Genomic DNA, 25,318 nt, shown 5'->3' on the forward strand with positions numbered 1-25,318 from the left:
TATCCCTTTCCTCAGGCCCCGCCTAAGGCTCCCCCTGGTTTGACCTTGGGCACCACCCGGGGGGGTTCCTTTTCCGGGCGCTCCTGGGGAGCGCCCTCCTCCTCCTCCAAGGGCAGGCCCTCCACCACCTTCTGGAACTCCTCGGCGGTGAGGGTTTCCCGCTCCAAGAGGGTTTCCGCCACCCGCTCCAGGATCTCCCGTTTCTCCTGGAGGAGGTTCTTCACCCGCCCGTACTGCTCCTCGATGAGGCCACGCACCGCCTCGTCTATGCGCTTGGCGGTTTCCTCAGAGTACTGGCGCACGTCGTAGCCGCCCAGGTAGGTGTCCTCCCGCACGGCATAGGCCACCGGCCCGAACTCCGGGTGCATGCCCCATTCGGTGATCATGCGCCGGGCCAACTCCGTGGCCTGGCGGAAATCGTTTTCCGCCCCCGTGGTCACGTCCTCAAAGACGAGCTCCTCCGCCGCCCGCCCGGCCAAGGCCACGGCGATCTGGTCCAGGAGGCGTTTCCGGCTCCAGTGGAGCATGTCCTCCCGCCTCGGCATCATGAAGCCCAAAGCCCGCCCCCTGGGCACGATGGTCACCTTGTGCACTCCGTCCGCGTGCTCCAGGAAGTGGGCAGCCAGGGCATGCCCCGCCTCGTGGTAGGCGGTGATCCTGCGGTCCCGGGGGGTAAGGACCAGGCTCTTCTTGGCTGGCCCCATCATCACCCGGTCGGCCGCCTCCTCGAGGTCCTTCATGGTGATCTTCTTCCGGCCTTCCCGGGCTGCCAGGAGGGCCGCCTCGTTCAGGAGGTTTTCCAGATCCGCCCCCACGAAGCCCGGGGTGCGCTTGGCCAAAAGGGCCAGGTCCACATCCTCGGCCAAGGGCTTGCCCCGGGCGTGGATGCGGAGGATCTGCTCCCTGCCCCTCACGTCAGGAGCGTCTATGGCCACCTGGCGGTCAAAGCGCCCCGGGCGCAAAAGGGCGGGGTCCAGGACATCGGGCCGGTTGGTGGCGGCCATGACGATGATGGTGGAATCCTTTTCGAACCCATCCATCTCCACCAAAAGCTGGTTCAGGGTCTGCTCCCTCTCGTCGTTGCCGCCCCCAACCCCTGCCCCGCGCCGGCGGCCCACGGCGTCGATCTCGTCGATGAAGACGATGCAAGGGGCGTGGCGCTTGGCGGTCTCAAAGAGGTCCCGCACCCGGGCCGCCCCTACCCCCACGAACATCTCCACGAAGTCGGAGCCGCTTGCGGTGATGAAGGGCACCTTGGCCTCCCCAGCCACCGCCCGGGCGATATGGGTCTTCCCCACCCCCGGGGGGCCCACCAAAAGGACCCCCTTGGGAATCCTGGCCCCCATCTCGTGGAAGCGGGCCGGGTTCTTCAGGAACTCCACGATCTCCTTGAGCTCCTCCTTGGCCTCCTCCGCCCCAGCCACATCCTTGAAGGTCACCTTGGGGGCCTCGGTGAGCACCTTGGCCCGGCTCTTGGTGAAGCTGAAGGCGGAGTCCGAAGGCCCGGCGCGCCCGCTACGGGAGAAGTAGAAGAGGGCGCCCACCAGAAGGCCCACCAGGAGGAGGGGCCAGAGGAAACCCAAGGGGCTTTGACCCGGGGGAGGCTCCACCCGCACGTTGACCCCCTTGCGCATCCAGGCTTCGAGGGTCTGGTTGTCCGGGGGGCTGGCGGCGTGGGTGGTGAAGGTGGAGCCATCGGTGAGGGTGCCCTGGATGCGGGTATCCCCGGCACGCACCACCACCTCCTTCACCCGGCCCGCCTGCAGGTCCTCGAGGAAGGTGGTGTAGTTCACCCCGCCCCCGGGATTCCCCGCGGTGCCCGCCAGGCTGAAGGCCCAGGCCAAGAGGAGCAGGCCCAAAACAAAGACCAGGAAATTCAAGGGAAGCCGGGACATGTCTTCTCTTAGGGTACACGGCCTGAGGGAAATCCGGGTAGCCCAGGGCACCATGATACAGACATGCTCAACTCTCTTGACTTATCCATGTGGCATGGTCTATGCTTGGGATGAGAGGTGTAGCTATGGCTAAGGCAGTGGGCATTGACCTGGGCACCACCAACAGCGTGATCGCCATCATGGAGGGCGGCAAGCCCGTGGTCTTGGAGAACGCGGAGGGCGAGAGGACCACCCCCAGCGTGGTGGCCTTCCGCGACGGCGAAACCCTGGTGGGCCGCATGGCCAAGCGCCAGGCGGTCCTGAACCCCGAGGGCACCGTCTTTGAGATCAAGCGGTTCATCGGCCGCCGTTTTGAGGAGGTCCAGGAGGAGGCCAAGCGGGTCCCTTACAAGGTGGTCCCCGGGCCTGACGGCGGGGTGCGGGTGGAGATCAAGGGCAAGCTCTACACCCCCGAGGAGATCAGCGCCATGGTCCTCCGCAAGCTGGTGGAGGACGCCTCCAAGAAGCTGGGGGAAAGGATCACCAAGGCGGTGATCACCGTGCCCGCCTACTTCAACAACGCCCAGCGGGAGGCCACGGCCAACGCCGGGCGGATCGCGGGCCTCGAGGTGCTGCGCATCATCAACGAGCCCACCGCCGCCGCTTTGGCCTACGGCCTGGACAAGAAGGGCAACGAGACCGTCTTGGTCTTTGACCTGGGGGGCGGCACCTTTGACGTGACGGTGCTGGAGATCGGCGAGGGGGTCTTTGAGGTGAAGTCCACCTCCGGGGACACCCACCTGGGCGGCAGCGACATGGACCACGCCATCGTGAACTGGCTGGCCGAGGAGTTCAAGCGGGAGTACGGGGTGGACCTCAAGGCGGACCGCCAGGCCCTCCAGCGCCTCATCGAGGCGGCGGAGAAGGCCAAGATCGAGCTTTCCAGCACCTTCGAGACCACCATCAGCCTTCCCTTCATCGCCCTGGACCCCGCCAGCAAGACGCCCTTGCACCTGGAGAAGAAGCTCACCCGGGCCAAGTTTGAGGAGCTCATCGAGCCCTTGCTGAAGCGCCTTAGGGGCCCGGTGGAGCAGGCCCTGAAGGACGCCGGCCTGACCCCGGCCCAGATCGACGAGGTGATCCTGGTGGGCGGGGCCACCCGGGTGCCCGCGGTGCAGAGGGTGGTGAAGGAGCTCTTGGGCAAGGAGCCCAACCGCTCCGTGAACCCCGACGAGGTGGTGGCCATGGGGGCGGCCATCCAGGCAGGGGTCCTCATGGGGGAGGTGCGGGATGTGGTTCTCCTGGACGTCACCCCCCTCTCCCTGGGGGTGGAGACCAAGGGCGGGGTGATGACCGTCCTCATCCCCCGGAACACCACCATTCCCACCCGCCGGTGCGAGATCTTCACCACCGCGGAGCACAACCAGACCGCGGTGGAGATCCACGTCCTCCAGGGCGAGCGCCCCATGGCTGCGGACAACAAGAGCCTAGGCCGTTTCCGCCTCGAGGGCATCCCCCCCATGCCCGCGGGGGTTCCCCAGATCGAGGTGTGCTTTGACATCGACGCCAACGGCATCCTCCACGTGACCGCCAAGGAGAAGTCCACGGGCAAGGAGGCCTCCATCACCATCCAGAACACCACCACCCTCTCCGAGGAGGAGATCCAGCGGATGATCGAGGAGGCCCAGCGCCACGCGGAGGAGGACCGGCGCCGCCGCGAGCACGCCGAGCTCAAGAACACCCTGGACTCCACCCGCGTCCAGGCGGAGAGAATCCTCCAGGAAAAGCAAGGCACCCCCGAGGCCAAGGCCCGCCTCGAGGCGGCCATCGCCCGGGCCAAGGAGCTTTCGGAGAGGGATGCCTCCGACCCCGAGCTGAAGGCGGCCACCGAGGAGCTTCTGAAGGCAGTGGAGGCCTACGAGAAGGCCGCCACCGCCGGGACCACCGGGGGTTCCAGCCGTGGCCCTGACGACGTGATCGACGCCGACTACAAGCCCGCCGACTAAACCCCCCTGCCCTGGCCCCTGCCGGGGCAAGGGCTTCCCCTTACCCTCTCGGAGGAAGCATGGAGAAGGAACGCGAGGAAATCCCAAAGGAACAGGCCGCCCAGGTGGAGCAAGGCCTCCAGGGGGCGGGCGAGGAGGCCCTGGCCCCAGAACGCCTGCTGGCCATGGAGGAGGAGCTCCGAGCCCTGAAGGACCGGTACCTGCGCCTCCTCGCCGACTTTGACAACTACCGCAAGCGCGTGGAGGAGGAGCTTAGGCTTAAGGAACGGGAGGGGGTCCTCAGGGCGGTCAGGGCCCTTCTCCCTGTCCTGGACGACCTGGAGCGGGCCTTGGAATTTGCCGAGGCCAACCCGGAGAGCATCCTCAAGGGGGTTAAGGCGGTGCGGGAAGGCTTCTTCCGCATCCTGGCGGGCCTTGGCATCGAGGAGGTGCCCGGGGAGGGGGAGGCCTTTGACCCCCGCTACCATGAGGCCATCGGCCTCCTCCCCGGGGAGCCCGGCAAGGTGGCCCGGGTCTTCCAAAGGGGCTTCCGCCTGGGCGAGGCCTTGGTGCGCCCGGCCCGGGTGGCCGTGGGCGAGGAAAAAAGCCCGGAAGAGGAGGGCGTGGAATAGGCCATGAAGGACTACTACGCCATCCTGGGGGTACCGAGAAACGCCACGCAGGAGGAGATCAAGCGCGCCTACAAGCGCCTGGCCCGCCAGTACCACCCCGACGTGAACAAAAGCCCCGAGGCCGAGGAGCGCTTCAAGGAGATCAACGAGGCCTATGCCGTCCTCTCCGACCCGGAGAAGCGCCGGGTCTACGACACCTACGGCACCGCTACCCCACCCCCGCCCCCGCCCCCTGGGGGGTACGACTTCTCCGGGTTTGAGGTGGAGGACTTCTCCGATTTCTTCCAGGAGCTCTTCGGCGGCGGCCTCTTTGGGGGCATGGGGCGGAGGAGGCCAAGGAAAGGCCGCGACCTCAGGGCCGAGCTTCCCCTCACCCTCGAGGAGGCCTTCCGGGGAGGCGAAAAGGTGGTGGAGGTGGGGGGAAGGCGGGTTTCCGTGAGGATCCCCCCGGGGGTGCAGGAGGGAAGCCTCATCCGCCTGGCGGGCCTGGGAGGGCCTGGGGAGCCCCCGGGGGACCTGCTCCTTTCCGTGCGCCTTGTGCCCCACCCGGTCTTCCGCCTCGAGGGCCAGGACCTCCACGCCACCCTAGACGTTCCCGCCCCCATCGCCGTGGTGGGTGGCAAGGTGCGGGCCCCCACCCTGGAAGGCCCCGTGGAGGTCACCATTCCCCCCAAAACCCAGGCGGGAAGGAGGCTAAGGCTTAAGGGGAAGGGCTTTCCCGGGCCCCATGGCCGGGGGGACCTCTACCTGGAGGTGCGGGTGGTGATCCCCGAGGACCTCACGCCTGAGGAGGAGGGGCTTTGGCGGAAGCTCAAGGAGGTGCGCCATGCTCGCGCGTAGCCCCTATCTATCCCTGGAGGCCCTGGCGGACTACGGCCTTTCCCTGGGAGTGGTGCGGGCCTACGTGGAGATCGGCTTCGTGGAGCCCTTGGAGGTGGAAGGCGTCTGGTACTTCCGGGAAGAAGACCTCCTGCGCATGGCCAAGGCGGAACGCATCCGCCGCGACCTGGGGGCCAACCTGGTGGGGGCAGCCTTGGTGGTGGAGATCCTGGAACGCCGCTAGGCCCTCCAAGGGACTTTCCCCCTCCCAACCACCCCAAGCAAGGCCAAAGGCCGGGACATCCCTCCCGCCCTTTTCCCCTATAATCAGGACAAAGAGCGTTGCCATCTCCCCGCCGAGCAAACCTCCCCTGGACGTAGGGTTGGGGAAGCGCATTTAGTCTACGCAACTCTCTTGACATTGAAATTATCAAGCGATATGATTAAGTCAGTGGGAGGAATAGGGGTATGAACCTGGAACGCTGGACCCAAGCTGCCCGCGAGGCCCTGGCCCAGGCCCAGGTCCTGGCCCGGGAGATGAAGCACCAGGCCATCGACCTGCCCCATCTTTGGGCCGTGCTCCTAAAGGACCCCACGGGCCTGGCCTGGCGGCTTCTGGAGAGGGCAGGGGCCAACCCCAAGGCCCTCAGGGAAGGTGCCGAGCGGGAACTGGGGCGGCTGCCCAAGGTGGAGGGGGCCGAGGTGGGCCAGTACCTTTCCCAAAGGCTCGCCCGGGCCCTGGACCGGGCCGAGGGCCTCATGGGGGAGCTCAAGGACCGCTTCCTGGCCCTGGACACCCTGGTCCTGGCCTTGGCGGAGGCCTCGAGGGCCGAGCCCTCCCTCCAGGTGGGGATTCCCGAAGAAAGCTCCCTAAGGAAGGCTCTACAGGAACTTAGGGGAGGTAAAACCGTGCAGACGGAACACGCGGAAAGCACCTACAACGCCCTGGAGCAATACGGCATCGACCTCACCAAGCTGGCGGCTGAGGGCAAGCTGGACCCCGTTATTGGCCGGGATGAGGAGATCAGGCGCACCGTCCAGATCCTCCTTCGGCGCACCAAGAACAACCCGGTGCTCATCGGGGAACCGGGGGTGGGCAAGACCGCCATCGTGGAGGGGCTGGCCCAGCGCATCGTCAAAGGGGATGTGCCGGAAGGCCTCAAGGGCAAGCGCATCATCTCCTTGCAGATGGGCTCCCTCCTGGCCGGGGCCAAGTACCGGGGCGAGTTTGAGGAGCGCCTGAAGGCGGTGATCCAGGAGGTGGTGCAAAGCCAGGGGGAGATCATCCTCTTTATCGATGAGCTCCACACCGTGGTGGGGGCGGGCAAGGCCGAGGGGGCCGTGGACGCCGGCAACATGCTGAAGCCAGCCCTAGCCCGGGGAGAGCTTCGGCTCATCGGCGCCACCACCCTGGACGAGTACCGGGAGATCGAAAAGGATCCCGCCCTGGAAAGGCGCTTCCAGCCCGTATTCGTGGACGAGCCCAGCGTGGAGGAGACCATCTCCATCCTCCGGGGCATCAAGGAGAAGTACGAGGTGCACCACGGGGTTAGGATCTCCGACCCCGCTTTGGTGGCGGCGGCGGTCCTATCCCACCGCTACATCACGGAAAGGCGCCTTCCCGACAAGGCCATCGACCTCATCGACGAGGCGGCGGCCCGCCTGCGCATGGCCTTGGAGAGCGCCCCGGAGGAGATCGACACCTTGGAGCGGAAGAAGCTCCAGCTGGAGATCGAGCGGGAGGCCCTAAAGAAGGAGAAGGACCCGGACTCCCAAGAAAGGCTCAAGGCCATAGAGGGGGAGATTGCCCACCTCAACCAGGAGATCGAAAAGCTCAAGGCCGAGTGGGAGGCGGAGCGGGAGGTCTTGAAGAAACTCCGTGAGGCCCAGCAACGCCTGGACGAGGTCCGGCGAGAGATCGAGCTGGCGGAGCGCCAGTACGACCTGAACCGGGCCGCGGAGCTCCGCTACGGGGAGCTTCCCCGCCTCGAGGCCGAGGTGGAGGCCCTCTCCGAGAGGCTCAAGAACGCCCGCTTCGTGCGCCTGGAGGTGACCGAGGAGGACATCGCCGAGATCGTCTCCCGCTGGACCGGGATCCCCGTCTCCAAGCTCCTGGAAGGGGAAAGGGAGAAGCTCCTCCGGCTTGAGGAGGAGCTCCACAAGCGGGTGGTGGGGCAGGAGGAGGCCATTAGGGCCGTGGCCGATGCCATCAGGCGGGCCCGGGCCGGCCTCAAGGACCCGAACCGTCCCATCGGCAGCTTCCTCTTCCTGGGCCCCACGGGGGTGGGCAAGACGGAGCTGGCCAAGACCCTGGCCGCCACCCTCTTTGACACCGAGGAGGCCATGGTGCGCATCGACATGACGGAGTACATGGAAAAGCACGCGGTGAGCCGGCTCATCGGGGCTCCTCCCGGCTACGTGGGCTACGAGGAGGGGGGGCAGCTCACCGAGGCGGTGCGTCGCCGTCCCTACACGGTCATCCTCTTCGATGAGATCGAAAAGGCCCACCCCGACGTCTTCAACATCCTCCTGCAGATCCTGGACGATGGCCGCCTCACCGACTCCCACGGGCGCACCGTGGACTTCCGCAACACGGTGATCATCCTCACCTCCAACCTGGGAAGCCCCTTGATCCTCGAGGGCATCCAGAAGGGCTTGCCCTACGAGCGCATCCGGGAGGAGGTCTTCGCCGTGTTGCAAAAGCACTTCCGCCCCGAGTTCTTAAACCGCCTGGATGAGATCGTGGTCTTCAGGCCCCTCACCCGGGAGCAACTCCGGGAGATCGTGGAGATCCAGCTCCAAAGCCTCAGGGCCCGCTTGGCGGAAAAGCGCATCACCCTCACCCTCACCGAGGCCGCCAAGGACTACCTGGCCGAGCGGGGCTATGACCCCGTCTTCGGGGCAAGGCCCCTGAAGCGGGTGATCGCCCGGGAGCTGGAAACCCCCCTGGCGGTGAAGATCCTGGCCGGGGAGGTGAAGGAGGGGGATACCGTGGTGGTGGACACGGGTCCTGCAGGCCTGGTCTTCCGCACCTCCGAGCGGGTTGAGGCCTGAGAAAGGAGGCGGCATGAGGGTGGTGGAAGTCCTGCAAAAGGCCTACCAGGATGAGCTTCTGGATGCCCTGCGGGCGGAGCGGGCGGCGGAAAGGATACCCTACCCCCACCTCCGGGCCCTCCTGGAGGAGGTGGCCCATAGGGAACGGGCCCATGCCGAGGCCATCGCCGAAACCCTGCGCCGCCTGGGGGCCTCCCTTCCCCCCATGCCCAAGGTGGAGGAGGAGGGATGGGAGGCGCTTCTCCGCCTCCTTTCCGAGGAGGGGTTTGACCGGGCCTACTACCTGGAAAGCACCTTCCCCGAGCCGGACCTCGAGGCCCTCTTTACCCGGTTGGGCCAGGAGGAAAGGCTCAACCAGGAAGCGGTGCGCAAAGCCGTGGCCCTCTTAGGAGGTGGCTTATGATCGGAAAGGAAGAGATTCGGCGCCTGAAGGAGACCCTGGCCATGGCAGAGGGACCGATCCTCTCCCTCTACCTGGACATCAACCCCGCCAAGCCGGAAAACGCCAACCGGGCCTACGCCCTAAGGGCCAAGGACGCCATGAAGGCCCTGGGCGTGCCCCAGGAACTGGCGGACAAGGTCCTGGAAGTGCTGAAAAACCAGGTGCTAGAGGCCAAGACCGCCGTCTTCTTTGCCAAGGACAAGCTCTTGGAAACCCTCCTGCTCCAGGTGGAGCTACCCCTGGTCTCCAGCCTTAAGACCACCTTCCTAGGGGAAAAGGAAAGCCGCTTCTTTACGGACGGGGCTCTGGCCCACTACGGCGAGCCCTTCCTCCTCCCCCTTATCTACGCCCTGGACGAGTACGAGCGCTACGGGGTGGTCTATTTGGACCAGGAGCGCTGGCGGGTTTTTGAAATCTTCCTGGGTGAAGTCCAGGAGGTGAGCGACGCCTTCTTGGCCTTGGACACCGAGGCTTGGCGGCGGCTTTCCCTGGATGCCCCGGGGCGCCGCTTCAACCTGGCGGGCATCTCCCGGGGCGGGGCAGGCCAGGACCTCTTCGCCAAGCGCCTGGCCGCTTGGGAAGAACGTTTTTACAAGACCTTAAGCCACGAGCTGGAGAAACTTGCGGAGGAACACGGGTTCACCCGCCTCATCCTCATGGGCCCCGAGGAGCACACCAAGCTTTTCCTGGGCTACCTGCCGAAACGCCTTAAGGAAAAGGTGGTGGCCCTTCTTCCCTCCCTGCCCCATCCCGGGGTCAGCCCCGGCCAGGTACTCAAGCGGCTGGAGCCTGTCCTGGAGGAGATGGAGCGCAAGGGCGAGGTAGAGCTACTCAAGAAGCTGGAGGAAGCCTATCCCAAGGTGGCCTTCGGCCCGGAAGTCCTGGAAAGGGTTCAGGAAGGCCGGGTGGAGCTTTGGGTGCTTCCCTGGCACCTGGACCAAACCGTGTACGCCTGCGAGGGGATCTTCTTCCCCGACGAGGCCCGGGCCCTGGCCCACTGCCAAAACCCCGAGGCCAAACCCCTGGCCGTGGTCCTGCCCGAGCTGGCCACGGGCTACGCCGCCAAGCTGGAGTTCGTACGGGGCGAAGCGGAAAAAGAGCTTCTGGAGCGCGGGGGTATGGCCGCGCTCCTGAGGTGGTGAAAGGAGGTGAGGAGAATGGTTCGGTTTGATCCCTTTAGGGAGCTGGAGGAGTTGCAGGAGCGTTTGGCAAGGGCTTTCGGCGCCACCCCCCAGCAGGGGCCCAGGGTGTACGCCCCGCCGGTGGACGTGATGGAGGACGAGGCAGGCCTTCACGTGCTGGTCTACCTTCCCGGGGTGGATCCGGAGAAGGTGGAGGTGGTAGCCGAGGAAGGCGTCTTGTCCGTGAAGGCGGAGCGGCCCTTTGAGAAGCGGGAAAGCGTGGCCTACCACCGCCTCGAGGGCCCCTACGGCACCTTCGCCCGGAGCTTCAACGTGCCCAGCACCTTTGACCTCTCCCGGGTTCAGGCCCGCTTCCGCCACGGGGTGCTCCACCTCACGGTGCCCAAGGCCGAGGCAAGCAAGCCCAAGAAGATCCAGGTGCAGGTGGAATAGGAGGTGAGCTATGCGGCGGACCACGCGGTACATCCTGGCCACCTCTAACCCCATGGGCGACCTCGAGGCCCTGGAGAAGCTGGTGAAGCTGGCCCCGGAAACGGGGGCGGACGCCCTCGCCCTGGTGGGCAACCTCATGCCCAAAACGGCGAAAAGCCGCGACTACGCCGCCTTTTTCCGCATCCTCGCCGAGGCCCATCTCCCCACCGCCTACATCCCCGGCCCCCAGGACGCCCCCATCTGGGAATACCTCAGGGAGGCCGCTAACATCGAGCTGGTGCGGCCCGAGATGCGCAACGTCCACGAGACCTTCACCTTCTGGAAGGGCCCCTACCTGGTGGCGGGCGTCGGGGGGGAGATCGCCGAGGACGGCGAGCCCGAGGAGGAGGAGGCCCTGCGCTACCCCTCCTGGGTGGCGGAGTACCACTTGAAGACCCTCTGGGACCTTAAGGACTACCCCAAGATCTTCCTCTTCTACACCAACCCCTACCACAAGGGCCTTGGGGAAGGGGGGTCCCACGAGGTGGCCCACCTGGTGAAGACCCACAACCCCCTCCTGGTGATCACCGCCGGCAGGGGCCAGAAGCACGAGATGCTGGGGGCAAGCTGGGTGGTGGTGCCGGGCGACCTTTCCGAGGGCGAGTACAGCCTCCTGGACCTGAGGGCAAGGAAACTGGAAACCGGGAACGTGCGCTAAGTACCTGGGGCCTCGCCTGAGGGCGGGGCCCCACATCTTTCTTAAGAGGAGGTTAAGATGCTGGAGAAACTTTGGCCCTTCGGTAGGAACCGGGTGCGCAAAGCCTTTGAGGAGGCCCTAGAGAAGGTTTTCAAGGAGGAGGGCGAAACCCTCGAGCCCCTCTCGGAGCTTTCCGAGCACGAGGACCACTACCTGTTGCGGGTGGAGGTCCCGGGCCTGGGCCCCGAGAACCTGGAGGTGCGCCTGGAAGGGGACCAGCTGGTGGTGGAAGGGGAAAAAAGGGAGGAAAAGCGCACCAAGCACCTTTCCGAGATCGTCTACGGGCGCATCTACCGCTCCTACCTCCTCCCCAAGGACGCCAAGAAGGAAGGTATCGAGGCCAAGCTGCGCAAAGGGGTGCTGGAGGTGCGAATCCCCCGGGAGACGCGCCCGCCCGAGCCCCCTGTGAAAATCCCCGTGCAGGAGGGGTAAAGGCCCCACCAACCCTGGGCCTTCCGCCTTGGAGCTCAAGCCCGTGCTGGACGCCCTAGCCTCCTTGCCTCCCTTGGACCTGGAGATCTCCGAGGACGTCCGCACCCTGCTTCCCGAGGTGGCTGGAGCTTTGGTGGTGGCCTACGCCCGGGTTCTCAAGGAGCTAGACCCTAGGCTTAAGAACCCCCAGACCGAACACCATGAGCGGGCGGAGCGGGTATTTAACCTCCTTCTCTGAAATGAGCCAGGACCTACTCCTTTCCCTCTACCGCCGGGCCACCCGCCTGGTCTTCAACCTGGTGGTGGTGGCCCTTCTCATCGGTCTCTTTGTGGGGGTGGGGCGCACCTTCATGGAGCTGGGCCTCACCTTGAGCGAGCCCACGGTGCGCCTGGGCCTTAAGGAGCTGGTCACCAACGTCCTGAGCCTGGTCATCGTTCTGGAGCTGGTACGGGTCTTCGTGGAGTACTTTGAGTTGGAAAGGGTGCGCCTCGAGGTCCTCCTGGAGATCGGCGTGGCCTTGGCCCTGCGGGAGCTTCTCCTCCTACTTTTCGCCGAGAAGCTCTCGGGCTTGGACCTTTTCTTCTGGACCCTGGGCATCCTAGCCCTGGTGGCCGGGCGGACCCTGGCGGTGCAGTTTTCCCCCAGGAGGCGACCATGAGGGTGGAGGAAGCGGTTCTTCCCGGCGTGGGGCGGAAGTACACCATCACGGTGCAAAGCGGCGACCGAATCGTCATCGTGGTCCACCACTCGGGCAAGCGGGAGGTGCAGTACTTCGAGGCGGGGGAGGAGGACGAGCCCACCATGGCCCTGGACCTCACCGACGAGGAGGCCCGGGAGCTTGGGGCCATCCTGGCTGGGGTGCTCTTCCACCCCGAGGCGGTGGGGGACACCCAGAGCAAGCTTGGGCAGAAGGTCATTGAGTGGATCAAGGTCCTTCCCGGATCCAAGCTGGTGGGCAAGCGGGTGGGGGAGCTCGCCCTGCCCCCTGGGGCCCACCTCCTGGCTGTGGACCGCCCCGGGGCTCCCCTCATCCCTAACCCCAGCCCCGACACCCTCCTGGAAACAGGGGACACCCTGGTGGTGGCGGGAAACCGCGAGGCGGTGGAAGCCCTGAAGAGGACCCTCTGATGCACCCTTCCGTGGAAGCCTTTGCCCTGGCCGCAGGGCTTTTAGCCCTGGGAGCAGCCTTGGTCCACCGCTTTGGCTTTCCCCCTCTGCCCATCTACCTCCTCACGGGGTTGCTGGTGGGGCAACGCCTGCCCGTAGAGGACCTGGAACCCCTACCCTCTCTAGGCCTCCTCCTCCTCCTTTTCTCCGTGGGGATGGAGTTCGGTCCCGACCGGCTTAGGGGGTTATCCGGAAAGGCTGTCCAGGCGGGTTTTTACGATGCCTTAGCCCTACCCTTGGGCTTCCTGCTGGGGCTTTTGGCAGGGCTAGACCTCCGCGGCGCCGCCCTGCTGGCCGGGGCCATCTACGTAAGCTCCAGCGCGGTGATCGTCAAGCTGATCATCGACCTGCGCCGGGCGGCCAACCCCGAAAGCGAGGTGGTCCTGGGGGTTTCCGTCCTCGAGGACCTGGTGATCCTGGTCCTCCTGGCCCTTCTGGGGGGCCAGGGGCTCCACGGCTTCCTCCTCAGCCTACTGCTGGCGGTGGTGTACCTGGGCTTGGCCCGTCTCCTTGGCCCCCACCTGGCGAAAGTCATGGAGGGACTCTCCGACGAGCTGGTCCTCCTCCTGGGGGCAGCCTTTACCACGGGGACAGCCCTGCTTTTCCAGATGGCCGGGGCCTCGGTGGGGCTTGGCGCCTTCTTGGCGGGAAGCCTGGCCGCCTCCTTGGGACTTCGCGAGCGGTTTGAACGGCTCTTCGGTCCGGTGCGAGACCTTGGGGTGGCCCTTTTCTTCCTGGTGGTGGGGGCTAGCGCCCGGGACCTTTTCCAAGGCCTGGCCCCGGCGGTGGTGATCCTGGCCCTTCTAGGCCTTTTGGTCAAGCTTCCCCTTAACTACCTGGGGGGTGCCCGGGCAGGGCTTTCCCGCAAGCGCCGGCTCTATAGCGCCCTTTACCTGGTACCCCGTGGAGAGTTCAACCTGGTCCTGGGTGCCCTGGCCCAGGCGCAAGGCTATCCCTTGGTGGCCCAAGTAGCGGTGCTCTTGGTGCTCCTATCCGTCCCCTTGGGGGCCCTCCTCATTCGCTTCGCCCCTGAGCTTGGCCGGCTCCTTCTGCGCGAGGCCCCAAAGCCCCGCCGCCCCGCCCGCTCCCATTAGGCCTGGCCCAGGCTCTTTCCCTGCTATATGCTCTTCCCATGGAAATCTTCTTCCAGCTTTTCTGGCTCTTCTTTATCCTTTCCGCCCTCACCCCCTATCTGCAGCAGCAGATGCTCCTCGGGGCCAGGGCCCGGAAGATCGCAGAGCTAGAGCGGAAGCGGCAAAGCCGGGTCATCACCCTCATCCACCGCCAGGAAGCCGTGAGCTTTTTGGGCATCCCCATCAGCCGCTTCATCAACATCGACGACTCGGAGCAGGTCCTGAGGGCCATCCGCCTCACGGACAAGAACGTGCCCATAGACCTCATCCTCCACACCCCAGGGGGCCTGGTCCTGGCGGCGGAGCAGATCGCCGAGGCCCTCTTGCGCCACCCCGCCAAGGTCACCGTCTTCGTGCCCCATTACGCCATGTCCGGGGGAACCCTTATCGCCCTGGCCGCCGACGAGATCGTCATGGACGAAAACGCCGTCCTGGGCCCCGTGGACCCCCAGCTCGGCCAGTATCCGGCGGCCAGCATCCTCAAGGTGCTGGAGAGGAAGCCCATCCAGGAGATCGACGACCAGACCCTGATCTTGGCGGACGTGGCGGAAAAGGCCCTCAAGCAGGTGAAGGCCACGGTGAAAAACCTGCTTCTCAAACGCATGCCCGAGGAGAAAGCGGAGGAGGTGGCCACCCTCCTCTCCCAAGGCACCTGGACCCACGACTATCCCATAGACGTGGCCCAGGCCCGGGAGATGGGCCTTCCCGTGAGCACGGAGATGCCCCGCGAGGTCTACGAGCTCATGGACCTCTACCCCCAGGCCCAGGGGGGAAAGCCCAGCGTCCAGTACGTGCCCGTACCCTACCGCCACCAAGAACACGGGAGGCCTTAGGTGTTTCCCCTCTACGACATCAACCACGCCCGCAGGCCCGCCTTCGTGGTGAAGGGGCTGGTGTTAGCCAACGCCCTGGTCTTCCTGTGGCAACTCTCCGTGGGTCTGGAGTGGTCCGCCCAGGCCTACGGCTTTGTCCCTGCCCTCTTCTTCCAGGATCCCCTCGGGCAAGGGTATCGCCTACTTACCAGCATGTTCCTCCACGGGGGTTTTTTTCATATCCTCTCCAATATGTGGTTCCTCTGGGTCTTCGGGGACAACGTGGAGGACCGCATGGGCCACGGGCGCTTCCTCGTTTTCTACCTCCTGGGGGGGCTGGCCGCTGCCTTGGCGCAGGGGCTTTTCTCCCTCAGCTCCCCCATCCCCATGATCGGGGCCAGCGGGGCGGTTTCGGCGGTGTTGGGGGCGTATTATGTCCTCTTTCCCAGGGCCTACGTGGTCTCCGTGATCCTCCTCATCTTCCCCCTCTTCGTCACCTTCCCCGCGGGGTTCTACATAGGATACTGGGCCTTTCTTCAGCTCCTGCAGGGGCTTTTGGGCCTTCCTGGGGTGGCCTGGTGGGCCCACCTGGGGGGGTTCCTTTTCGGCGCCTTCATGGCCCGGCGCTTTGCCCCTAGGTGGCGGCGCTGGTAAACTTTAGCCCATGAAGGTAGACGAACTCATGACCCCAAACCCCGACACCATCGGGCCAGAGGCCACCCTCGAGGAGGCCGCCCGGTACATCCTGGAGAAACGCTATGGTAGCCTTCCGGTGGTGGACCAAGAGGGGCATCTGCTGGGGCTACTCCAGGTGGAAGAGCTCCTCCCCCACCCCGAGAACATCCCCTTCTCCGATGTGGAAGCCCTGCAGCTTTTCGGGGAGTGGGTGGACGGGGATTTTTTGGAGGATATCTACCGGCGCTACCAGAAAACCCCGGTAAAAGCGGTTATGCGCACGGATATCCCCCGGCTGCATCCCGAGGATTCGGTGGGAAAGGCTTTGGAAACCCTCCTCACCAGCGAGGTACGCCACCTGCCGGTGGTGGACCAAGGCAATAGGGTGGTGGGCATCCTCACCCGAAGCGACTTCCTCAAGCTCATCCTGAGGAGGCGGTGATGCACGGAGCCCAGCACATCCTAGAAGTTTTTTACCTCGTCCTCGCCACCCAAGTGGTGGCCTTCCTCTTCAAGCGCCTCAACCAACCTGTGGTCATCGGGGAGGTACTGGCGGGCGTTCTCATGGGCCCCGCCATCCTGGGGTGGGTGCACGAGGGAGAGATCCTGGAGTTCATCGCCGAGCTCGGGGCCATCTTCCTCCTCTTCATGGTGGGGCTGGAAACCCGGCTTAAGGATATCCTCGCGGTGGGTAAGGAAGCCTTCTTGGTGGCGGTGCTGGGGGTAGCTTTCCCCTTCCTCGGGGGATACCTTTTCGGCCTCCAGATCGGCTTCGCCACCCTGCCCTCCTTGTTCTTGGGCACCGCCTTGGTGGCCACCAGCGTGGGCATCACCGCCAGGGTGCTACAGGAGCTTGGGGTCCTTTCCCGCCCCTACGCCCGGGTGATCCTGGGAGCGGCCGTCATTGACGACGTCCTGGGCCTTATCGTCCTGGCGGTGGTGAACGGGGTAGCCAGGACCGGGGAGGTACAGATGGGGGCCATCCTCCAGCTGATCCTCCTATCCGTAGCCTTCGTGGGCCTGGCCGTGGCCCTCTCACCCCTCTTCTCCCGCCTGCCCTTAGAAAAACTCCCCATGGGGAGCCCCATGGGCTTCGCCCTGGCCTTGGGAATCGGCATGGCCGCCTTGGCCGCCTCCATTGGCCTGGCCCCCATCGTGGGGGCCTTCCTGGGAGGGATGCTCCTTTCCGAGGTGCGGGAGAAGTACCGGCTGGAAGAGCCCGTGCTGGCCATAGAAAGCTTCCTGGCCCCCATCTTCTTCGCCATGGTGGGGGTACGGCTGGAACTCGCGGCCCTCATCTCTCCCGCCACCCTGGTGGCGGGCAGCGTGGTCACGGTCATCGCCATCCTGGGTAAGGTCCTGGGAGGCTTCCTAGGAGCCCTCACCCAAGGGGTGCGCTCTGCCCTCACCGTGGGAGTGGGCATGTCTCCCCGGGGAGAAGTGGGATTGATCGTGGCGGCCTTGGGGCTTGCGGCAGGGGCCGTCAACGAGGAGGAGTACGCCATCGTCCTCTTCATGGTGGTCTTCACCACCCTCTTCGCCCCCTTCGCCCTCAAGCCCCTTATTGCCTGGACGGAAAGGGGCCTGCGCCAGGCTAAGGAATAGCCCGGTAGGCCGCGTAGGCGGCGAGCACCTGGGCCAGGTACTCCCGGGGCTCGTCCCGTTCCTGGAAGCGGAGGAAGGCGTAAAGGTCCCCCTCCCGGGTGATGCCCCTTAGGGTGTAGCCGATGCCCCCGTTGTAGGCGGTAACGGCGCAGGCCACCTGCTCTAAGCCCCCGTAGGCGGCACACCTGCCCAGAAGCCAGCGCAGGTAGCGGGCGGCATAGCGGATGCTGGCCTCGGGGTCAAAGGGATCCGCGGGAGATTCCCCCAGCATGCGGGCCACATCCCCCCAGGTGCTCCTTAGGAACTGGCCCAAGCCCAAGGCCCCTGTGGGGCTCACCGCCCGGGGGTCAAACCGGCTTTCCACGTGGAGGAGGGCGTAAAGCAGGTTGGGGTCAAGGCCCTCCTTACCGGCATAACCCTCCACCCATTCCCGGTAAGGACGGGGGTAGGCCAAGGCGGTGGGCCAGGCAAAGCGGATCCCCTCCCGATAAGCCCCCAGCCGGTAGAGGAGGGGCACCAGGGCCGGCCAGCCCTCAGGCCTTTGCCAAAGGGCATACCGCACCACCCCCCGGGCCCAGGCCTCCTTTCCGGAAGCCGCCAGGGCCTCCACAAGGGAAGCCTCGGGAGGCGGCGAGGAAGGGGGAGCCGGAGGCGGAGGGGGCGGCTCCTTCCCCAGGAGAAGGCCTAGGCCTCCCCGCACCAGATCCAGGGCTTCTCTACGGGACTCGGCTAGGCCAAGCTCCCCCGCCAGAAAGTAGGCCCTAAGGGCAGCGTCGTCCGCATACGGGCTCGTGCCCCGGGCCAGGTCCAGATAGAGGGCCAGGGCTTCCCTCCTAAACCCCTGCCGTTCCAAAAGCCCACTGGCCCGCCAGACCCCTTGGGGGGTGCTTTGCCGGTAGGCCTCCACCGCCTCGAGGACCCTTCCCATCTCCTCCAGGATCCGCCCCTGGGCGTAGCGGCTTTCCGGGTGGTGGTAGCGGGCCAGGGCCTCCAAGGCCTCCCCCCTTCGCCCAAGCCGCCAAAGGGTATAGCCCAGGCCCAGGTACCCCCTGGGGTCCCCTTTGGCCCACTCCTGGTAAAAGGGCAAGGCCTCCCGATAGCGCCCTAACCGGAAAAGCGCCTGGGCCCGAAGGTCGGGACGCGCCTCGAGGGGAAGGACCTGCAAAAGAGCCTCGTAGGCCCTTCCCCGGAAAAGGGCCAGCCAAAGCCTCTCCCCCTCCCCCAGGGAAAGGAGGGCCTCCACGGCTTCCCTTTCCGGAAGGAGCCGTTCCCAGGCGGAAAAGGCGCGGGGGTCTTGGGCCTGCTGAAGGAGGGAAGCCGCCTTGCGCCAGGCGGCCTTCGCATCCCAGCCCGGCTCAAAGGCCCGCACCCCCTCCAGGAAGAGGGCATAGCGCCAGGCGTACTCCGCCCGCTCCGCCAAGGGCACCTCCTCCCGGCCCACAAGAAGCCAGCCGGAAAGCATCCGGGCATACCCTTCCCCTCCCAGGGCCACCTGGCGCACCTCTTCCGTCACGCCCCTTTCCAGGCTGGCAAGGGGCTCGGGTAAAGCCTGGCTCCGGCAAGAGGTAAGGACCACCCAGGCAAGGACAAGAAGCCACCGCACACCCCCACCCTAAAGGAAAAAGGTGAGAAACCCATGGCGAGGGATGACCCCGCCACCCAGGCCTTGGGAAGCCAAGGCTTCCCTTAGGGATAGCCCCCTGGCAAAACCCGGGGGGGTGGGCGTAGCCTGGTAAGGCCTATGGGTATGGAAGGCCGTATTCCCCCCCACAACCTCGAGGCGGAACAGAGCGTCCTGGGGGCCATTCTCCTGGATTCAGACGTGCTGGACGAGCTGGAAGGCCTCCTCCCCTCTCCCGAAGCCTTTTACGCGGAGGGCCACCGCAAGATCTACGCCGCCATGCAGGCCCTGAGGTCCCAGGGCAAGCCCGTGGACCTGGTGACCCTGGCGGAGGAGCTTTCCCGCCGAGGGGAACTGGAAGCCCTGGGAGGGGTAAGCTACCTGGTCCAGCTTTCCGAGGCCACCCCCACCGCCGCCTACGCGGAGCACTACGCCCGCATCGTGGCGGAGAAGTGGACCCTAAGAAAGCTCATCCAGGCGGCAGGCGAGGCCATGCGCCTGGCCTACGAGGAAGCGGGCAGCCTGGACGAGATCCTGGACACCGCGGGCAAGAAGATCCTCGAGGTGGCCCTCACCCAGACGGAAACCGAGGCCCGCCCCATACGGGAGCTGGTCCACGAAACCTTTGAGCACATCGAATCCCTTTTCCAGAACAAGGGTGAGGTTTCCGGGGTCCGTACCGGCTTCAAAGAGCTGGACCAGCTCATCGGCACCCTGGCCCCGGGCTCCTTGAACATCATCGCCGCCCGCCCCGCCATGGGAAAGACCGCCTTCGCCCTCACCATCGCCCAGAACGCCGCCTTGAAGGAGGGCATAGGGGTGGGCATCTACTCCCTGGAGATGCCCGCTTCCCAGCTCACCCTGCGCCTTATGTGCTCGGAAGCCCGCATCGACATGAACCGGGTACGCCTGGGCCAGCTCACGGACCGGGACTTCTCCCGCCTGGTGGACGTGGCGGGAAGGCTTTCCGAGGCTCCCATCTACATCGACGACACCCCAGACCTCACCCTGATGGAGCTTAGGGCCCGGGCCAGAAGGCTCAGGAGCCAGCACGAGGTGGGCCTTCTCATCATCGATTACCTCCAGCTCATGTCCGGCCCCGGGGCCGGCAGGCAGGGGGAAAACCGGCAACAGGAGATCGCGGCCATCTCCCGAGGGCTCAAGGCCCTCGCCCGGGAGCTCAACGTGCCCGTGATCGCTCTAAGCCAGCTTTCCCGGGCAGTGGAAGCCAGGCCCAACAAGCGGCCCATGCTGTCGGATCTAAGGGAATCAGGCAGCATCGAGCAGGACGCTGACCTGGTGATGTTCATCTACCGGGACGAGTACTATAACCCCCACTCCGAAAAGGCGGGGATCGCGGAGATCATCGTGGGCAAACAGCGCAACGGCCCCACCGGCACCGTGGAGCTCCAGTTCCACGCCGCCCACGTGCGCTTCAACGACCTGGCCCGGGAACCCTAGGAATGGCCTGCCTGCAAAAGGGCGGCCGCCCCTTGGGCCAAGGCTTCCTTCAGGTCCCGGTGGCCTAGGGAGAGACCCAAGGCAAGGGCCTCGAGGTAGCTTTCCTCAATAAGGGCGATCTCTATGGCAATGATCTTCTCAAAGGCCTCCACCGCGCCGTAGACCTCCGGCCCACGGAGGGCGGTGCGCAGGTGCTCGAGGGAGAGCTCCTGCACGATGCCCATGGCAGGGATCATGGCCCGGGGGCCGATGCCAAGCCTGGCGTGCACCAGTCCGATCCGCCTACGCCCTTCCGCATAGGCCCGGTCGTAGGCGCCAGAGAAAAGCTCGGCATACCAGCGGGCAAAGGTGCCGTAAAGCCGTTCCACCCTTCCGGGTACCGCATGAAGAATCCCCCCAAGCTCCTCGTCCCGCCCCAGGTAGTCGTAGAAGGCCAAGGCCACCTCGGGAGCCAAGGGAACCATGAGGTCCCCCAGCTCCCGGAGCATGGCCGCATGCCCCTCGGTGAAACCGGTGCGGCGCTTGAGGAGGTTCAGAAGGGCCCCGGGGTCCACGGGACAAATGTACCTTCCCAGGGCCAGTAAGTCCAGAGCCCGGGGAGGAAAGGAGGACCCCAGGCTCAGCGGGACGGTAGGGCCGGTGAGCGCGCGGCCAAGGGCCCTACTCCGTGCTCACCCCCTGCTCCACCTGCTGGCTCACGGGCTCCACCATGCGGAAGTGCTGGGCGGGATCCTCCAAAAGCTTCTCCAGGCGGGCCGCCTTCTCCTCCCGCTTGGCCTCCTTGAGGACCTGGATGTAGGCGGAAAGAAGCTCCCGCACATCCTCCACCCCCCTCAGGTCCAGGGGCTTCACCGCCACCTTGGCCCCCTTGGCCAGGCGGCGCTTCATGGCCTCCTCCGTGAGGCCCATCTCCGGCCAGTGGCGGAGGTAGACCCGCCCCCCGGTCATACCCGAGCAGATCCAGGGCCCAGGGTCCCCCAGGACCAAAGCCCGCCCCCGGGTCATGTACTCAAAGGCAAACCCCTTGGCCTGGGCCCGGGCGGCCAGGTTGCCGAGCTCATCCCTCAGGGGCCTTTCCGGCTCCCCACCCAGGATGACGTCCGCCCCGGAAAGCCGGATGCAGAAGCGGCTATCCGCCACCCCCTCCACGATGAGGAGGCCCCCGATGGCCCCATAGGCGAAGCTCTTGCCCACGGAGCCATCCACGTAGGCCCCGTAGGGGTTCCGCCCCTTGAGGATAGCCACGGTTCCCCCGAAGGCGCTCTTGGCCACCCCATCCTGGGCACCCCCCTCCACCACCACCTTCATGCCCTCGAGGTTAAAGGCCGCCAGGCCATTCCCGGCCACACTTCCCGCGTCGAAGCGGAGCTCCACCTCGGCGTCAAAGCCCTTGCCGTAAAGGCGCCTTCTGGCGATCTCCCCTGCCAGGTGAGCCCCTAGGGCCCGGTCCGTGGAGTTGACCGGCCCCTCCTGGAAGACCAGCCTGCGGCTTCCCTGCCCATAGGCTCCCATAACCACCTCGGTGATGGTGCGGGTGAGCTGGTTTAGGGGCTTCCTGAGCACATGGGCAGAGGTGTCCTTAAGCCACTCGGGCTCCTCCACGGGCAGGAAGAAGTAGGAAAGATCCAGCTCCTCTAAATGGTCCCGCTGGTAGAGGAGGTCCACCCGGCCCCGAAGCTCCCTGAGGGACCGGGCTCCCAAGGCGGCCACCAGCTGGCGCAGGGCCTCCCCCTTGGCCTCAAAGAAGCGGGTGAGCTGTTCCACCGCCCGGTCCAGGTCCTGGGGCACGAAGCGCTTTAGCCCGTGGGCCAAAGCCTCCTCCACCGTCTCGATCTGGGTGGTGATGCCCACGTGGCAGGTATCCAGCTGGCATCCCCGGCAGATGGTGCAGCCGATGGCCACCATGGCCATGGTGGCCATGCCCACCCGGTCCGCTCCCAAAAGGACCATGCGGAGCACATCGTAGGCGGTCTTAAGGCCGCCATCCGCCCAGATCTCCACCCGGTCGCGCAGCCCGGCCCGCACCAAGGCCCGGTGGGCCCGCCGCACCCCGATCTCCACGGGAAGCCCCGCGTACTTAAGGGCGTGGAGCCTAGCCGCCCCCGTTCCCCCCTCAAACCCCGATAGGGTGATGACATCCGCCCCCGCCTTGGCGATCCCCACGGCGATGGTGCCGATCCCGGGGATGACGGGCACCTTCACGGAGACCAGGGCCTTGGGATTTACCGTCTTCAGCTCCTCGATGAGCTGGGCCAGGTCCTCGATGGAGTAGAGGTCGTGGTTGTTGGAAGGGCTGATGAGGTCCACCCCGGGCACGGCGTTACGGGCGGCGGCCACCTTGGGGGACACCTTCTTCCCCGGCAGGTGCCCTCCCTCCCCCGGCTTGGCCCCCTGGCCGATCTTGATCTCGATGACCGTGGCGGAGTTCAGCATGTAGGCGTGGACGCCAAACCGGCCCGAGGCCACCTGCTGGCCGCGCCAGTGGGTGTACTTCCCCAGCATGTCGGGGATCTCCCCACCCTCCCCGTTGATGCAGAGCATGTTGAGGCGCTTGGCCGCCTCCACATAGGCGCGGAAGGAGGCCTCCCCTTGGGAACCGAAGCTCATGGCGCTGATGAGGAAGGGCAGGGAGTGGCCCCCCACGGAAAGGTCCACCTCCTCGGGGGAAACCTCGCTCCTCTCGGGGAAGCGCACCTCCAGAAGCTGCCTGGCCGCCACCGGGCTTTCCCGTTCCAGGGAGCGGACCTTTTCCTGGAAGTGGCTATAAGGGGCCTGGCCGCTGGCCACCTCCTGAGCCGCCTTGTAGATCCTGGGATTGAAGCGGAAGTCCTTGGCGGGCATGACCTTCTCCGCCCGGAAGAAGCCCTCCCGCTCCAAAAGGGTGCGCTCCAGCTCCAAAAAGCCATACCCTCCGGATTCCGAACCCAGGAAGTTCCGGGTGCCGAAGTACTCGGCAAGCTCCGGTTTAAGCCCGATGGCGCTGAAGATCTTCCCGTAACCCCGAAGCTCGTGGATGCCCATGGTGGAGATGACCTTCTCCAGGCCCTTGCGCAGGGCCTCGAGGACGCCCGCCACCCCCTTCCTCCCCTCCAGGGCCCGGGCCTTCTCCTCAAGAAGCCAGGGAGCCACCGCCTCCGCCCCCAGGCCCAACAGGAAGGCCACGTCGTGGAGGTTCCTCACCCCCCCGGAGTGCACCAGGATGGAGGTGCGCCGCCTTAGGGCGATCCCCTCGGCATCCCGCTTCATGAGGGCCCGGTTCACCGCCGCCACCGCCAGGCCGATATCGATCCAGATCCCCCCCTGGAAGGCCTCCCGGTCGGAGAGGATGAGGACCTCGGCCCCTTCCTCCACCGCCTTAACCGCCTCCTCCTCCAGGCGCTTAAGCCCCAAAAGAAGCCCCTCTTCCACGGCGAACTGGGGCACAAGGGTGGCGGTCTGGAAGCGGGACCTCACCTCGCTTAGGGTCAGGGTGCCAAAGCTTTCCGCCAGGCCCTGGTCCTCTTCCAGGACTATGGGCAAAAGAAGCTCCTCCACCCTTCCCCCACCCCGCCCGTCGGGAAGGGGACGCCGGCCCAGAAGGGTGCGGGTGGAAAAGTGCTCGATCTCCCGCTCCCGGTCGATGGCCGGGTTGGTCACCACCGCCACGGTTTCCTTGAAGAACTCGGAGAGGTTGGGCTTCTCCGGGTTCAAGGCTGCCAGGGGGCCGTCGTAGCCCAGGGAGCCGATGGGCTCGTTGCCGGTCCTGGCCAGGGCCTCGAGGTAGGCCCCATCCCACCGGTCCCAGCCGAAGGCCCGCTCCAGGCCCAAGGGGGGCGGCGCGGGCTTCTCCTCCACCTGGGGTTCGCTCCCCCCGGCCACGGAGGGCGGGGCCTGGCGGATGGGTCCCGAAAGGTGCACCCGGTACCCCGCCACCGGGGTGCGGGCGGCAATGCGCTCCAACACCAGACGCTGGTGGCGGTCAAAGGGCAGGACCCGGGGGCCCTCCGGGGTCAGGCGCAGGTAGACCTTCTCCCCGGGAGCCAAGGGCTTGGGCTCGCTCACGAACTCCTCGGCGTTGAAAACACCCCGTTCGGAGGAGAAAACGACCTCGTAAGGCGTTTCAAACTGCCAAAGGGGCCTTAGGCCCATGGCGTCGGTGGCAAAGACCGCCTCATCCCGGTGGCGGCTCACGATGGCGGCGGGCCCCTGGGCCAGGGGGCCAAAGCGCTGGCGCAGGGCCAGGTAGAGGTCCTGAAGCTCGGGAGCCAGCCCCTTCACCTCCCCGAGCACAGGGGGGAAGACCAGGTCCATGGCCTCGGGCAGGGAAAGCCCATAGCGGTAGATGAGCCCCTCCAGCATGCGGTTCAGGTCCTGGGAGTCCGAGCCCCCGGTGCGGGGGATGCCCAGGTAATCCAGCTCCCGCCTGAGGCGCTCGATGGTGTTGATCTCCCCATTGTGGCCCAGTAGGCCAAAGGGCTGGACCTGCTCGAAGGTGGAGAGGGTGTTGGTGGAGTAGCGGTTATGCCCAAGGGCGATGGTGCTCTTGAACTCGGGCCGGGAAAGCTCGGGGTAGTAACGCTTTAGAAGCTCCGCCGCCCCCCGCACCTTGTAGACCACGCTGTAGGTGGAAAGGGAGACCACATGGACGGGGAAGCTGGCCTCGAGCCTCAAGCCAAGCTCCCACAAGGGGCCGTCCCCATCGGGGCTAAGCCCCACCACCTGGAGGAAGATGGGCTCCGTGCGCCGGCCCACAGGGCCCAGCACCTCGCTCACCACCTCCCCCCGGCGAAAGAGAACCGGGCGCACCCCAAGGGGCTGGCCTTCCCGCCTCAGGAGCTCGTAGAACTCCTCCAGGCGCCCCGCCTCGCCCTTGGGCAGGAAAAAGTGCCCCACGAAGAAGCGGGGATTAAAGGCCAGCTCCGGCTCCAGCCCCGCCTCCTCCAGGCGGCGGGCCCATAGCTCCCGGGGGATATCGGTCTGGATGCCTGTCCCATCCCCTTCTCCCCGGATGGCCCCTGCCCGATGGGCCATGCGGTAAAGGCTTTCCAGGGTCCTCCGCACGATCCGGTGGGAGGGCTTGCCGCTTTTCTCCGCCATGGCGATGATGCCGCAGGCGTCCTGGCCTAGGGGGATATCCGGGTAGGCTTCCTTCCAGGTCATCTTGGGGCTCCTTCTTTACGCTTGGGGTTTGGTGTAGGCAAAGGTATGCGCGTCGTTCCTGGGATTATACACCCCCCCGGGGGTAGGGTCAAGGCACTGTAATCGGTCAATACATCTGAGACTGGGGGACCGACTCCGCTTGCATTTTAGCCAAGA

Annotated in this window: 22 protein-coding genes and 1 pseudogene; 19 read left to right on the forward strand and 4 right to left on the reverse strand. The window is 65.9% G+C overall.

Annotated elements, in window-relative coordinates; all coding sequences use genetic code 11:
- Positions 1-11: 11 nt before the first annotated feature.
- Positions 12-1,895 carry an ATP-dependent zinc metalloprotease FtsH gene (gene ftsH / locus L0C59_RS09195; protein ID WP_243091064.1) on the reverse strand — a complete coding sequence of 628 codons (1,884 nt, stop codon included), beginning with the start codon at positions 1,893-1,895 and terminating at the stop codon, positions 12-14.
- Between the two features lie 125 nt (positions 1,896-2,020).
- On the opposite strand from ftsH, the gene dnaK reads away from it, so the two are divergent.
- The 18 genes and pseudogenes from dnaK to L0C59_RS09285 all read left to right on the forward strand — a co-directional run bounded on the left by dnaK (position 2,021) and on the right by L0C59_RS09285 (position 16,941).
- Positions 2,021-3,880, forward strand: coding sequence for a molecular chaperone DnaK (gene dnaK / locus L0C59_RS09200; RefSeq protein ID WP_243091065.1), 1,860 nt, complete (start codon positions 2,021-2,023; stop codon positions 3,878-3,880).
- A gap of 59 nt (positions 3,881-3,939) precedes the next feature.
- Positions 3,940-4,491: a nucleotide exchange factor GrpE gene (locus tag L0C59_RS09205; protein ID WP_243091066.1), complete on the forward strand. Its 552-nt coding sequence runs from the start codon at positions 3,940-3,942 to the stop codon at positions 4,489-4,491.
- Between the two features lie 3 nt (positions 4,492-4,494).
- On the forward strand, positions 4,495-5,331 hold the full coding sequence (locus L0C59_RS09210) for a DnaJ C-terminal domain-containing protein (protein WP_243091067.1): 837 nt from the start codon (positions 4,495-4,497) through the stop codon (positions 5,329-5,331).
- Positions 5,318-5,554 carry a chaperone modulator CbpM gene (locus tag L0C59_RS09215; RefSeq protein WP_243091068.1) on the forward strand — a complete coding sequence of 79 codons (237 nt, stop codon included), beginning with the start codon at positions 5,318-5,320 and terminating at the stop codon, positions 5,552-5,554. Before L0C59_RS09210 ends, L0C59_RS09215 begins: the two co-directional genes overlap by 14 nt.
- Before the next feature lie 224 nt (positions 5,555-5,778).
- Positions 5,779-8,364 carry an ATP-dependent chaperone ClpB gene (clpB, locus tag L0C59_RS09220; protein WP_243091069.1) on the forward strand — a complete coding sequence of 862 codons (2,586 nt, stop codon included), beginning with the start codon at positions 5,779-5,781 and terminating at the stop codon, positions 8,362-8,364.
- Positions 8,365-8,377: 13 nt separating this feature from the next.
- Positions 8,378-8,767 (forward strand): ferritin-like domain-containing protein, encoded by a 390-nt coding sequence (locus L0C59_RS09225; RefSeq protein ID WP_243091070.1) that lies wholly within the window; start codon positions 8,378-8,380, stop codon positions 8,765-8,767.
- Positions 8,764-9,948 (forward strand): VLRF1 family aeRF1-type release factor, encoded by a 1,185-nt coding sequence (locus L0C59_RS09230; protein WP_243091071.1) that lies wholly within the window; start codon positions 8,764-8,766, stop codon positions 9,946-9,948. The genes L0C59_RS09225 and L0C59_RS09230 overlap by 4 nt, the downstream gene beginning before the upstream one ends.
- Before the next feature lie 15 nt (positions 9,949-9,963).
- A complete protein-coding gene (locus L0C59_RS09235) occupies positions 9,964-10,380 on the forward strand; it encodes an Hsp20/alpha crystallin family protein (protein WP_243091086.1) in 417 nt (138 codons plus the stop codon).
- Positions 10,381-10,390: 10 nt separating this feature from the next.
- Positions 10,391-11,077, forward strand: coding sequence for a metallophosphoesterase family protein (locus tag L0C59_RS09240; RefSeq protein WP_243091072.1), 687 nt, complete (start codon positions 10,391-10,393; stop codon positions 11,075-11,077).
- Positions 11,078-11,134: 57 nt separating this feature from the next.
- Positions 11,135-11,548 (forward strand): Hsp20/alpha crystallin family protein, encoded by a 414-nt coding sequence (locus L0C59_RS09245; RefSeq protein ID WP_243091073.1) that lies wholly within the window; start codon positions 11,135-11,137, stop codon positions 11,546-11,548.
- A 22-nt stretch (positions 11,549-11,570) separates the two neighbouring features.
- Positions 11,571-11,786: pseudogene (locus L0C59_RS09250) on the forward strand (DUF1931 family protein); the annotation flags it as partial.
- Position 11,787: 1 nt separating this feature from the next.
- The gene (locus L0C59_RS09255) at positions 11,788-12,207 is read left to right on the forward strand and encodes a phosphate-starvation-inducible PsiE family protein (RefSeq protein ID WP_243091075.1); all 420 of its coding nucleotides are present in this window, start codon (positions 11,788-11,790) and stop codon (positions 12,205-12,207) included.
- Positions 12,204-12,677 carry a cation:proton antiporter regulatory subunit gene (locus L0C59_RS09260; protein WP_243091076.1) on the forward strand — a complete coding sequence of 158 codons (474 nt, stop codon included), beginning with the start codon at positions 12,204-12,206 and terminating at the stop codon, positions 12,675-12,677. Before L0C59_RS09255 ends, L0C59_RS09260 begins: the two co-directional genes overlap by 4 nt.
- On the forward strand, positions 12,677-13,810 hold the full coding sequence (locus L0C59_RS09265) for a cation:proton antiporter (protein WP_243091077.1): 1,134 nt from the start codon (positions 12,677-12,679) through the stop codon (positions 13,808-13,810). Before L0C59_RS09260 ends, L0C59_RS09265 begins: the two co-directional genes overlap by 1 nt.
- Positions 13,811-13,848: 38 nt before the next feature.
- The gene (locus tag L0C59_RS09270) at positions 13,849-14,682 is read left to right on the forward strand and encodes an SDH family Clp fold serine proteinase (protein ID WP_243091078.1); all 834 of its coding nucleotides are present in this window, start codon (positions 13,849-13,851) and stop codon (positions 14,680-14,682) included.
- On the forward strand, positions 14,683-15,315 hold the full coding sequence (locus tag L0C59_RS09275) for a rhomboid family intramembrane serine protease (RefSeq protein WP_243091079.1): 633 nt from the start codon (positions 14,683-14,685) through the stop codon (positions 15,313-15,315).
- 10 nt (positions 15,316-15,325) lie between these two features.
- Positions 15,326-15,778 carry a CBS domain-containing protein gene (locus L0C59_RS09280; RefSeq protein WP_243091080.1) on the forward strand — a complete coding sequence of 151 codons (453 nt, stop codon included), beginning with the start codon at positions 15,326-15,328 and terminating at the stop codon, positions 15,776-15,778.
- A complete protein-coding gene (locus L0C59_RS09285; protein WP_243091081.1) occupies positions 15,778-16,941 on the forward strand; it encodes a cation:proton antiporter in 1,164 nt (387 codons plus the stop codon). Before L0C59_RS09280 ends, L0C59_RS09285 begins: the two co-directional genes overlap by 1 nt.
- Here L0C59_RS09285 and L0C59_RS09290 read toward each other — a convergent pair.
- Positions 16,931-18,544, reverse strand: coding sequence for a transglycosylase SLT domain-containing protein (locus L0C59_RS09290; protein WP_243091082.1), 1,614 nt, complete (start codon positions 18,542-18,544; stop codon positions 16,931-16,933). The two genes, L0C59_RS09285 and L0C59_RS09290, sit on opposite strands and share 11 nt — an antisense overlap.
- 144 nt (positions 18,545-18,688) lie before the next feature.
- Between L0C59_RS09290 and dnaB the strand changes: the two genes are divergently transcribed.
- Positions 18,689-20,023 (forward strand): replicative DNA helicase, encoded by a 1,335-nt coding sequence (gene dnaB / locus L0C59_RS09295; RefSeq protein WP_243091083.1) that lies wholly within the window; start codon positions 18,689-18,691, stop codon positions 20,021-20,023.
- On the opposite strand, the gene L0C59_RS09300 is transcribed toward dnaB, so the two are convergent.
- On the reverse strand, positions 20,020-20,577 hold the full coding sequence (locus L0C59_RS09300) for a protoglobin domain-containing protein (RefSeq protein WP_243091084.1): 558 nt from the start codon (positions 20,575-20,577) through the stop codon (positions 20,020-20,022). The two genes, dnaB and L0C59_RS09300, sit on opposite strands and share 4 nt — an antisense overlap.
- A 106-nt stretch (positions 20,578-20,683) precedes the next feature.
- Positions 20,684-25,162: a glutamate synthase-related protein gene (locus L0C59_RS09305; RefSeq protein ID WP_243091085.1), complete on the reverse strand. Its 4,479-nt coding sequence runs from the start codon at positions 25,160-25,162 to the stop codon at positions 20,684-20,686.
- Positions 25,163-25,318: the final 156 nt, after the last annotated feature.

The organism is Thermus neutrinimicus (assembly GCF_022760955.1).
Taxonomy (GTDB): Bacteria; Deinococcota; Deinococci; order Deinococcales; family Thermaceae; genus Thermus; species Thermus neutrinimicus.

Bases quoted from the DNA above. Each gene is read 5' to 3' on its own strand.
- ftsH (WP_243091064.1), bottom strand. From the start codon at position 1,895: ATGTCCCGGCTTCCCTTGAATTTCCTGGTCTTTGTTTTGGGCCTGCTC.
- dnaK (WP_243091065.1), top strand. From the start codon at position 2,021: ATGGCTAAGGCAGTGGGCATTGACCTGGGCACCACCAACAGCGTGATC.
- L0C59_RS09205 (WP_243091066.1), top strand. From the start codon at position 3,940: ATGGAGAAGGAACGCGAGGAAATCCCAAAGGAACAGGCCGCCCAGGTG.
- L0C59_RS09210 (WP_243091067.1), top strand. From the start codon at position 4,495: ATGAAGGACTACTACGCCATCCTGGGGGTACCGAGAAACGCCACGCAG.
- L0C59_RS09215 (WP_243091068.1), top strand. From the start codon at position 5,318: ATGCTCGCGCGTAGCCCCTATCTATCCCTGGAGGCCCTGGCGGACTAC.
- clpB (WP_243091069.1), top strand. From the start codon at position 5,779: ATGAACCTGGAACGCTGGACCCAAGCTGCCCGCGAGGCCCTGGCCCAG.
- L0C59_RS09225 (WP_243091070.1), top strand. From the start codon at position 8,378: ATGAGGGTGGTGGAAGTCCTGCAAAAGGCCTACCAGGATGAGCTTCTG.
- L0C59_RS09230 (WP_243091071.1), top strand. From the start codon at position 8,764: ATGATCGGAAAGGAAGAGATTCGGCGCCTGAAGGAGACCCTGGCCATG.
- L0C59_RS09235 (WP_243091086.1), top strand. From the start codon at position 9,964: ATGGTTCGGTTTGATCCCTTTAGGGAGCTGGAGGAGTTGCAGGAGCGT.
- L0C59_RS09240 (WP_243091072.1), top strand. From the start codon at position 10,391: ATGCGGCGGACCACGCGGTACATCCTGGCCACCTCTAACCCCATGGGC.
- L0C59_RS09245 (WP_243091073.1), top strand. From the start codon at position 11,135: ATGCTGGAGAAACTTTGGCCCTTCGGTAGGAACCGGGTGCGCAAAGCC.
- L0C59_RS09255 (WP_243091075.1), top strand. From the start codon at position 11,788: ATGAGCCAGGACCTACTCCTTTCCCTCTACCGCCGGGCCACCCGCCTG.
- L0C59_RS09260 (WP_243091076.1), top strand. From the start codon at position 12,204: ATGAGGGTGGAGGAAGCGGTTCTTCCCGGCGTGGGGCGGAAGTACACC.
- L0C59_RS09265 (WP_243091077.1), top strand. From the start codon at position 12,677: ATGCACCCTTCCGTGGAAGCCTTTGCCCTGGCCGCAGGGCTTTTAGCC.
- L0C59_RS09270 (WP_243091078.1), top strand. From the start codon at position 13,849: ATGGAAATCTTCTTCCAGCTTTTCTGGCTCTTCTTTATCCTTTCCGCC.
- L0C59_RS09280 (WP_243091080.1), top strand. From the start codon at position 15,326: ATGAAGGTAGACGAACTCATGACCCCAAACCCCGACACCATCGGGCCA.
- L0C59_RS09285 (WP_243091081.1), top strand. From the start codon at position 15,778: ATGCACGGAGCCCAGCACATCCTAGAAGTTTTTTACCTCGTCCTCGCC.
- dnaB (WP_243091083.1), top strand. From the start codon at position 18,689: ATGGAAGGCCGTATTCCCCCCCACAACCTCGAGGCGGAACAGAGCGTC.
- L0C59_RS09305 (WP_243091085.1), bottom strand. From the start codon at position 25,162: ATGACCTGGAAGGAAGCCTACCCGGATATCCCCCTAGGCCAGGACGCC.